The following is a 9,655-nucleotide window of genomic DNA, read 5'->3' on the forward strand; positions in this document are numbered from 1 at the left end:
CGCCGGCCCGCCCCCGGCGGCCCCGGGCAGGGCACCGACAGGCGAGGAGCGCCATGGCGGACGACAACAAGTACCAGGGCAACGGCTTCACCCAGGGCGACGACGGCGCCGTCTTCGGTGATTCCGGCAGCGATCCGGGATCGATCTCGGATTACGACACCTGGGACTGGAAGCAGATCGAGGCCGCGATCAACGGCATGTCCGCCGGTGTGGACAGCACCACCAACCAGGACCACGCCGCCTCCGTCTCCTCGCCGACGTCCTTGCTCAACGCCGCCCACGCGTTCGCCTACGCGCAGAACGTCTTCACGGTCATCGCCAAGTCCCTCGCCGACCAGGCCAACGCGCTCGCCGGCACCGACGGCCCCTGGCAGGGCGACGCCGCCGAGGCGTTCTTCGACATGATCAACACCTTCTCCAAGCAGGTGCAGGCGAACGCCGACGTGCTCTCCGGCGGTGCCACCGGCAGCCACTCGGTGCCGCAGCAGATCGCCAACAACTCGGTGAACCTGAAGAACGCCCAGCAACTGATTCACGACATCGACATCTGGTACGCCGACCAGGCGCAGAAGATGGGCGTCAAGCCCATGTCGAACGGCCTCATCCCGATCAGCCAGAAGCCGCAGCTGGTCGAGATGATGACCAACGACATGCGCAAGGTGCTCAAGAGCCTGGCGGGCAACTACCAGGTGACGATCGACAACCTCAAGGCGCCGACGCCGATCAACAACCCGCTCGGCCCGCCGCCGACCGACACGCCACCGCCCACCGACACCCCGCCCCCCACGGACACCCCGCCGCCGACCGACACGCCACCGCCGACGGACACACCACCTCCCACCGATACGCCACCGCCGACGGACACCCCGCCGCCGACCGACACGCCACCGCCCTTCGACAATCTGAGCACCGGGGGGCCCGACGACACAGGTGGCCCGCAGCCGTTCGGCGGCCCCACCTCGACGGACGGCCCCACCGAGGACCTCGCGACGAACCCGAACGGCTTCCCGGACCCGCTGAGCACCGGCGGTCCCGGCGAGGACCTGGCGGCGAACCCGGAGGGCTTCCCGGACTCGTTGAGCACGGGCGGTCCCTCGGACGTGCCGCCGTTCGACCCCAACGCGCTGGACGCGGCGCTCAACCCGGACGGCACCCCGAGCTCGTTCCCGGGCGGCACCGACACCGGCCTGCCCGCCGGGGCGAACCCGCAGGACCTCGCCGCCATTCCGCCGGCCGGGTTCCCCAACTCCACGAGCACCGACGGCGCCACCGACCTGCCCGGCACCGGGCTGCCGAACGACAGCTCGGCCTTCAACGACACCGGCACGCCCGAGGACTTCCCCGGGGACACCGGGCTCGGTGGCGCCGACGGGCTGTCGGACACCGGCCTGCCGACCTCCGACCTGGCCGACACGGGCACCCCGCAGGGCTTCCCGGGCGATCTGGGCCTGGAGTCGGGTGGTCCCCAGTCGGACCTGGCGCTGCCGAACACCACCCCGGCGGGCTTCCCTGGGGCGACCGACCTCGCCACCACCGGTGGGACGCCGGGCGGGACGCCCTTCATGCCGCCGGGCGGCATGGGCGCACCCGGAGGCGCCAACGCCGGCCAGACCGGCACCGACCCCAGCGACGCCTCCGGCCTGCTGGACTCCAACGCCGAACCCTGGACCGGCAATCCCGACACCGGTCTGGACGAGCCGCAGAACTTCGCCGCCATCCCGGGCGACACCGGTCTCGACCTGCCCACCAGCACGCCCCAGGCATTCCCGGGGGCGACCGACCTGGCGACGGGCGAGACGCCGGGCGGGATGCCCTTCATGCCGCCGGGCGGCATGGGAGCGCCCGGCAGCGGCGCCAACGCCGGCCAAAGCGGGACCGACCCCAGCGACGCGTCTGGGCTCCTCGACAACTCCGCGGAGCCGTGGGCGGGTTCGACCGACACCGGCTTTGACGAACCCCAGAACTTCGCCACCACCCCCGACGAGACGGGCCTGGACCTGCCCACCAGCACACCCGAGGAGTTCCCCGGGGCGACCGACCTCGCCACCGCCGGCGAAACCCCCGGCGGCATGCCCTTCATGCCGCCGGGCGGCATGGGCGCACCCGGCAACGGCGCCAACGCCGGCCAGAGCGGCACCGACCCCAGCGACGCCTCCGGGCTGCTGGACTCCAACGCCGAACCCTGGACCGGCGATACCGACACCGGCTTCGACGAACCCCAGAACTTCGCCACCACCCCCGACGAAACGGGCCTGGACCTGCCCACCAGCACACCCGAGGAGTTCCCGGGAGCGACCGACCTCGCCACCGCCGGCGAGACCCCCGGCGGCATGCCCTTCATGCCGCCGGGCGGCATGGGCGCACCCGGCAGCGGCGCCAACGCCGCCCAGAACGGCACCGACCCCAGCGACGCCTCCGGGCTGCTGGAGCACTCCGCGGAGCCGTGGGCGGGTTCGCCCGGCACCGGCGTCGACGAGCCCGAGTCCTTCGCCGCCGAGCCCGGCGACAGCGGTCTCGACCTGCCCGCCTCGCCCGAGGGAGTGTCCGAACTGCCCCCGGACGCCGAGGAGTTCGCCGTGCCCGGCGAGACCGCGGGCACCGGCGGCATGCCCTTCATGCCGCCGGGCGGCATGGGAGCGCCCGGCGGCAACGGCAACTCCGGCCAGAACGGCACCGATCCCAGCGACGCCTCCGGGCTGCTGGAGCACTCCGCCGACCCGTGGGGCGCGGAACCGGACCTCGCGGCTGCCGAGCCGCTGCCCGAGGCCGCCGGCCCGGTCGCGGCGGGCGGGGCGTATCTGACCCCGCCGGCCGAGCCCGCCGCCTCCGGCTTCACCGCCGAGGAGCCGTCCGAGGCCGCGGAGGGCACGCCCGGCATGCCGATGCTGCCCGGTGCCCAGGGCGCGCCGGGGGCACGGCAGGACGAGGAGGAACGGCCCACGGAGTCGGGCCATCTGCTCGCCGAGGAGGCCGCGTGGGGCGAGGAGGCCGAGGGCGACCCGCTGCCCGCCGACGGCGGCGAGCCGCTCGCTGCGGGCACGGCCGAGGGCGTCGGCCTGGTCGCCCCGGGCCACGGCGACCACACCCGCGAGGCCGCGCTCGTCGCCGAGGCGGCGCTGCTCACGGAGGCCGCACTCGCACAGAGCGGCCGCACGCAGGCCGCCGAGGAGCGGGTGCCCGAGGAACCCGACGAGGTGGAGCTGCCCGTGCTGCCCGCGGGCGGCGAGGAGGCCGGCGACGACTTCGCGGCCTGGGACAGCGCCGAGGACTCCATCGTGCCCATGCTGTGGGCCGCCGGCCCGCTGGAGGACGAGGAGGGCGACGGCCCGCTCTCCCGCTACTCCCGCGAGGACGAGGAGACCTGGACCGGCGCCGCCGCCGAGGCCGACGCCCCGCCGCCGCTGGCCACCTGGCAGCCCAACCGGCAGGGCACGGCGGGCACCGGCTCGGTCCGCATCGAGGAGATGCCGAGGTCGGGCAGCATGATGTGCGCCGACGTCCCGTACGACGCGGAGCTGGAGGAGGAGCCGGAGGAGGCCGAGGAGGCCGAGGCCGGCGAGGAGGAGACGACCGCGAACCGCAGCGCGGCCGACCTGCTGGTGCAGGAGCAGAACGTGTGGGGCGCGACGGGCGACCCGGACGACGACTTGTCCTGACGCCTCCCGCGTACCGGGGCCGCCGCCCGCGAGCACCATGCGGGCGGCGGCCCCGTGGCGCGCGTGCCCGACAACCCCCGCCCGGCCGCGGGTCCTAGCGCGTCCGGCGGGCCCTGTCGGCAGGCGGACAGGCAGATTTGCAAAGCGGACAGGTCGAAGTCGCCGCCCCCGGTGGAAGACCGGCCTGCCCTGGGTGCTACTTGACTGGTGGGGTGCGGCTGCCGCCGCACCCGGCCCGGACCCGGCGCGGGGCGGGCGGCACGAGCGACGGAGGCAGCACGGTGGCGGGGTACGAGCAGGAGATCGAGGAGTTGATGGCCGAGTACCGCAGGCGGCGGGAGGAGGCCGACACGACCCGGCGGCGTATCAACGAGTCCGCGGGGACGGCGACCGCGCCGCGCAAGGCGGTCAAGGTGACGGTGACCGCGCGCGGCGAGGTGACGGACATCGAGTTCCCCACGGCCGCGTTCCGCCGGATGGCGCCCAAGGAGCTGGCCGACATACTCAAGGCGACCATCGCCGAGGCGCGGCAGAAGGCGCTGGCGGAGGTGGACCAGCAGGTCAGTTTCAGCCGGCTGCTCAAGGGACTGCAGCCCTCCGCGCTGCTGACGGGCAACGTGCAACTGGCCGATCTCTTCCCGCCGGAGCCGGAGGGCGGGGAGTTCCCCGAGATCGAGCAGGCCGAGCGGGGCCGGCGCAAGGAGCAGTAGCCGGGCCCGGATCGGGGCCGGTCCCCCCGTCCGCGGGGCGGGGGGACCGGCCGCGCGGTCAGTGGACCGTGCCCGCGGCCCAGACAGGGCTGCCGTCGGCCGACCGGATCACGACGTTGCCGTCGTCCTGGAGCACCATGTGGGCACCGTTGTGGCCGGCGCTGCCCGAACTCCACAGCGCGCTGCCGTCCGCGCGGTAGACGGCGAGGTTGCCGTCCGCCTGGAAGACGGCGTAATTGCCGCTGCCGGAGGTTCCCGACGACCACAGCACGGAGCCGCTGGCCGGGTCGCCGATCTGCAGGTTGCCGCCCTGGGTCATGGAGATCCGGACGTGGTCGGTGGAGACCGACTGGCCCGCGTGCAGCACCGACGTGGCGTCCACGACCCGCGTCCCGTACTGCGGGGTGGCGGGCTTGGCGGGAGGCGCGGGCGGGGCCGGCGGCGTCGGCGGCTTGGCGTCCGTGGTGTGGTCGGACGTCGCGGTGTCCGGCTTGGCGCTGCCCGTCATCGCCTCGTGCGTGACCGCGGTGTGCGGCGCGGCGGCGGGCTTGGCGGCCGCCGTGGTCGTGGACTTGGTGTCCGTGCCGGCCGACTTCGTGTCCGTGCTCGCGGACTTGGTGTCGGTGGTCGCCGATTTCGTGTCCGTACTGGCCGACTTCGTGTCCGTGCTCGCGGACTTGGTGTCCGTGGTCGCCGACTTCGAGTCCGTACTGGCCGACTTGGTGTCCGTGCTCGCGGACTTCGTGTCCGTGCTCGCGGACTTCGTGTCCGTGCTCGCCGACTTCGTGTCCGTGCTCGCCGACTTGGTGGCCGGCTTGGCGGCGGCCTTGGTCTCCGTCGTCGTCGCCGACTTGGCGGGCGTCTCGGCCGTCTTGGTCGCCGGAGTGGCGGGCGTCGCGGGGTCGGCCTTCTTCGCCGGGGTGGCCGCCTCGGTCTTCGCGGGCGTCGCCGGCGTGAGCAGCGACTGGGTCAGGGCCTTGGTCACCGGCTTGATCACCGGGAACGTCTTCTGGGTGGACTTCGGGGCGTCCGACTTCGGCGCGTCGGCCGCCTTGCCGGGGGTGGCCGGGGTGGCCGCCGAGTCCGGGTCCGCGGAGGTCAGCGGGCCCTGCTGGGTGTCGGGCGCGGGCACGGCGCCGGGGAGCAGGGCGTCGAAGTTGTGCGGCGCCAACTCCCGGTCCAGGGGCGCCGCCTGCGGCAGGGCGCCCGGCGCGGTCCCGTCGGGGGCGGCGCTGGTCGTGGACGGGCTCGTGGTCGGGGTCACCGTGCCCGCCGCGGCCGGGGTGTGCGCCCGGACGGCCGGCGGGACGTGCCGGTCGGCGCGCGGCACTTGGGTGGTGGGGACCGTCCCGGCGGGCACGGTGCCGTCGATCAGGCCGGTCCTGTCGGTGCCGCCGTCGGGCACGGCGTGCGAGGTGTGGCCGTCGGTGTCGGCGCCGAGGGTGGCCACCGGGACCGCGCGGTCCAGGCCCTCGCCGGTGGTCTCCTTGTCGCCCTTCTGGTGCAGCAGCGGCGTCGAGACCAGGACGGCGCCGGCCACCGCGGCCGCGGCCACCAGCGGCCACGGGCCGGTCCTGCGCCCGGAGCGGGCGGCGCCCTGCTCCTCGGCGCCGAAGGTGCCCGGGTCGGGGCGGAAGGCGAGCGCGGCGGTGTCGGGCAGCGGACGGGGGGCGACGGCGGGTTCGGCGGCGCCCGGCAGGTCCAGCAGGCCGAGCGCGCCGGCCGCCTCGGCCTGGCCGCGGGCGAGGGCCGCGGAGGCGGCCGCGCCGTCGAGGTCGCCGTCGTACAGGGGCAGCGGCAGCGCCCGCCGGACGCGCCGGGCCCGCAGCGTTCCTCCGGAGTCCGGGCGGTCCGCGCCGGGCGGGTGGGTGGGGGTCATGGCGTTCTCCTCGTCGTTCGTCGGGCCGTGGTCCGCGGGTGGTGCGAGAGGCGCTCGCGGGGGATCGGCGCCCCACCGCGGTCCACGACGTCTCAGGGCCGGTCGGGTGGCTCGCGGTCCGGCGCGTGCCCGGCCGCGTCGCCGCCGGCCGCGTAGGCGGCCTTGCCGGCGAGCGGGGGGACGACCGGCGGGGTGAAGGTGGGCGCCAGCGCGGCCGGCAGGTCGGCGACCAGCGCGCCCGTGATGCCCATCGGCTCGGCCGCCGCCTGGTCGCCTGTGCTCCCGGCCGCGGTGGCGGCCACGGCCGGGAACGCTGCCTGCCCGCCGCCCGCGGGTGCCTGCACGGCCGCGGGAGGCTCCTGGTCGCCGGCGACGACCGGCGGGCGCGGCCCGGCCGGCGGTGCGGCCCCGCCCCGGCCGGCGTCCTGCGCCGAGGCGGCGGCCGGACGCGGGTCCGCGGCGTCGTCGTGTCCCGCGGGTTGCGGCCCGGCCGGCAGGGGGCCCGGGGTGAAGACGGGCTCGAAGATGCGGCCGAAGGCGGTACGGGCGGGGGCGGGCTCGGTGCCCGCGGCGGCCGGTTCGGCGGGAGCGGGCCCGTACGGTTCCGCGGCCTCGCCGGGCTGCGCGGTCAGCGTGGCTTCCACGCCTTCTTCGTGGATCTGCGGGGCCGCTTCGTCCTCTTCGGCCTCCGCCTCCGCCTCAAGTGCGGCTGCCCGCGCCACCGCCTCGGCCTTGCGCACCAGCGGCAGGACGTCGGCGAGCGGGGCGCCGGCCTCCTTCGGGGAGCCGTCCTCGCCGGCCGTGCCGCGCCAGTCGCGGGGGGCGACGGCGAGGTCGTGGCGCATGGCGAGGCGGCGCAGGTCGCGCAGGTCGTCGGCGGTGCAGTCGCCGTGCAGCTGGACGAACGTCCGCTCGCGCACGTCGTCCTGCAGGGCGGTGAAGAGGCGGTCCAGGGCTTCCCAGACGGCCGGGTCGAAGGGCTCCTCGGGGATGCCGACGTCCAGCGCCATCAGGTCGCGGCTGACCGGCCGGGCGGCGATCTCCTCCGGTACGGCGGACCCGTTGGGGCCGACCCACAGCCCGGCGCGGGTGACGACGACCTCCCACTGCCGGTCCAGCATCATCGCGCCCGGCTCGAGTCCGGGCCGCAGGCCGCCGATCGGCGGCCGCCAGGCGCCCAGGCTCGGCCCGGCGCCGTCCTCGCCGTCGGCGGGCGTGCAGGTGACGGCCTCGACGTAGGGCCGCCAGGAGGGCTCGCCCTCGGCGTCGGTGAGGACCGTGCGGGGCGTACCGGCGGGCGCCGAGGGGGCGTCGAGCAGCAGCGGCAGGCCGGTGGCGACCCGGACGGGGATGCCGAGCAGGTCCGCGACGCCCTGGCCGGCCGGCAGCAGGTCGGCGCCGTCGCCCGGGGCGAGCCGCACACTGCCGCGCACGGCGCCGGGCAGCGCCGCGATCACCTCGGCGAGGGCGTCGGCGGGCACCGCGCCGGTGTGCGAGGAGCCGACGAGGACCAGCGGGCCCGCGGGGTCGGGCGGCACCGCGTACCGCAGCGCGTCGGCGCCCTCGGGCGGCACGCCGACCGGCAGCACCAGCAGGCCGGCGGGGATCTGCTCGACCACGCAGCCGGCCGTCGTGGGTGGCGCCGTGCGCTCGACGGCGGCCTGCCAGGCCGGTTCGGGCAGCCGGGTGCCGGTGCGGTGCGGGGCGAGCCCTGGCGAGAAGTGCCACCAGCCGCCGGGCGCGCCGGGCAGGTCGGGGGCGAAGAGGGTGCCGCCGGGGACGACGACGATCAGCCCGGCGGGCGCGAGCACGTCGCAGGAGGCGGCCTCGGCGAGCGCCTGGGCGAGCGCGCCGCCACCGGGCTCGGCGGCCCGGGCCATGACCAGCCGCACCGTGCGCACGCCGTTCTTGCGGGCGTCGGCGAGTTCGGGGGCGAGCAGCGCGTACAGCGCCTCGGGGGCGCCGAAGCCGGCCCCGACCAGCACGGTGGCCTGGTCCGCGGGGTGGCCGCGGCGCAACTCGTCGGCGGCCTGGGCGAGATGTTCGGACGGCGAGCCGCCGGTGTGCACGACGAGCACCCGGTCCTCGCCGCTGACCTGCAGGTGCCCCGAGCCGGGGCGGGCCACCCGCAGCCGGCCGGTGCCGCGCCGGGCGCTCACCGCGGGTCCTTCGCGGCGCGGCGGGCCGGTGCCGCGGGTGGGTGCGCGGCGCGGCCGTGCGCCGCCGCGGCCCGTGCCGGCCGGGTCCGGCCGACCTGGTTCCCGCGGCCGGCCGCGTTCGCCCTGCTCGCCGCCCTGGCCGCGTCAGCCGTGCGCATCTGGTGCGCCCACGTCACCGTCACGTGCCGACAGTAACCGAGCAGGTCGGAGGCCACACCAGCGTCAACGGGCAGGCCGCGGGAGGGCGTTCGGGGCCGGCGCGGTGCCGACGCGGCCCCCGAGCAGCGCAGTTGGGGCCTGCCGGGGTGCTACGGGCACCGCGGGGAGGCCGCGATGTCGAGCCCGACGGGCAAGGTGTCGGGTACAGACAGGCGCACTTGGCCACCGCGCGCGCAAGTGCGCGCGCGGACCAGGTATCCCTTGGGTGAGGTCGTTCGCCGCGACCCCACCGACCCGGAAGGACGCGGCGGGCTGTCCGGCTGGCTGCGCGGGGCCGAAAACGGCGGCGCCCGAGGAAAGGACCCCACGATGGGCAACACCTTCTCCGCCGACACCGGGGGCATCGCCAAGAACTCCCCCTACATGCAGGAGCTGGGCGCCCGGCTGCTGGCCGTGCACGACTGGCTGAACGCGACCCACGAGGAGCTGCTGCCCTACGCCGGCGACGACCGGACCGGCGAGCAGTTCCGCGCGCAGTACGAGCCCAGCGCGCAGCGCATCCTGGAGACGATCCGCAGCGCCAAGCAGCTGTTCGACAGCACCTCGGACGGCATCACCACGATGGCCAAGGGGCTTGAGCAGATGGAGGGCACGCACGTCGAAGCGGCCCGCAGGCTCGCCCCCGAGCAGGTGGAGCCCCGCTCGACAGGGACCGGCAAGCACGGGTGAGTATCAATCTGCCGCCTGAGTTGGACTGGGTGGCCGAGTTGGCGATGGGTCAGTCCTGGCCCAAGGGCGACGAGGACAAGATGCAGGTCCTGGCCCAGGCCTGGTACACCTCCGCCCAGCACCTGGAAAAACTCACCCAGGAGATCGACCCCGCCACCACCGGCGTCCTGGACTCCCTCGGCGGCCCCGTCGCCGACCAGTTCTCCGACTTCACCCGGCAGATGCGCACCGTCCTGCCCAACGTCGCCCAATCCGCACAAGGCATCGGCGACCTGTCCCGCAACGCCGCCGTCCAACTGGAGTACACCAAGTACTCCCTGCTCATCCAACTCATCTTCCTCGCCTACACCCTGTGGGAACTCG

Annotated in this window: 6 protein-coding genes; 4 read left to right on the forward strand and 2 right to left on the reverse strand. The window is 75.8% G+C overall.

The window, feature by feature from the left end; genetic code table 11:
* The first annotated feature begins 53 nt into the window (after positions 1–53).
* On the forward strand, positions 54–3,656 hold the full coding sequence (locus BLR33_RS35530) for a hypothetical protein (RefSeq protein WP_093788807.1): 3,603 nt from the start codon (positions 54–56) through the stop codon (positions 3,654–3,656).
* A gap of 281 nt (positions 3,657–3,937) precedes the next feature.
* Positions 3,938–4,366, forward strand: a complete 429-nt coding sequence (locus BLR33_RS33825) for a YbaB/EbfC family nucleoid-associated protein (protein ID WP_143031815.1) — start codon at positions 3,938–3,940, stop codon at positions 4,364–4,366.
* A 58-nt stretch (positions 4,367–4,424) separates the two neighbouring features.
* Here BLR33_RS33825 and BLR33_RS33830 read toward each other — a convergent pair whose 3' ends face one another.
* Together BLR33_RS33830 and BLR33_RS33835 are read right to left on the reverse strand one after the other, a co-directional pair.
* Positions 4,425–6,245, reverse strand: coding sequence for a hypothetical protein (locus BLR33_RS33830; RefSeq protein ID WP_093788811.1), 1,821 nt, complete (start codon positions 6,243–6,245; stop codon positions 4,425–4,427).
* A gap of 92 nt (positions 6,246–6,337) precedes the next feature.
* On the reverse strand, positions 6,338–8,404 hold the full coding sequence (locus tag BLR33_RS33835; RefSeq protein ID WP_093788813.1) for a hypothetical protein: 2,067 nt from the start codon (positions 8,402–8,404) through the stop codon (positions 6,338–6,340).
* A gap of 420 nt (positions 8,405–8,824) precedes the next feature.
* On the opposite strand from BLR33_RS33835, the gene BLR33_RS33845 reads away from it, so the two are divergent.
* Positions 8,825–9,292 carry a hypothetical protein gene (locus tag BLR33_RS33845; RefSeq protein WP_143031816.1) on the forward strand — a complete coding sequence of 156 codons (468 nt, stop codon included), beginning with the start codon at positions 8,825–8,827 and terminating at the stop codon, positions 9,290–9,292.
* Positions 9,289–9,655 (forward strand): WXG100 family type VII secretion target (locus BLR33_RS33850; RefSeq protein ID WP_143031817.1); only part of this gene is annotated, 367 nt, incomplete at its 3' end. The genes BLR33_RS33845 and BLR33_RS33850, both read left to right, overlap by 4 nt.

It is taken from the genome of Actinacidiphila guanduensis (genome assembly GCF_900103985.1).
GTDB lineage: Bacteria > Actinomycetota > Actinomycetes > Streptomycetales > Streptomycetaceae > Actinacidiphila > Actinacidiphila guanduensis.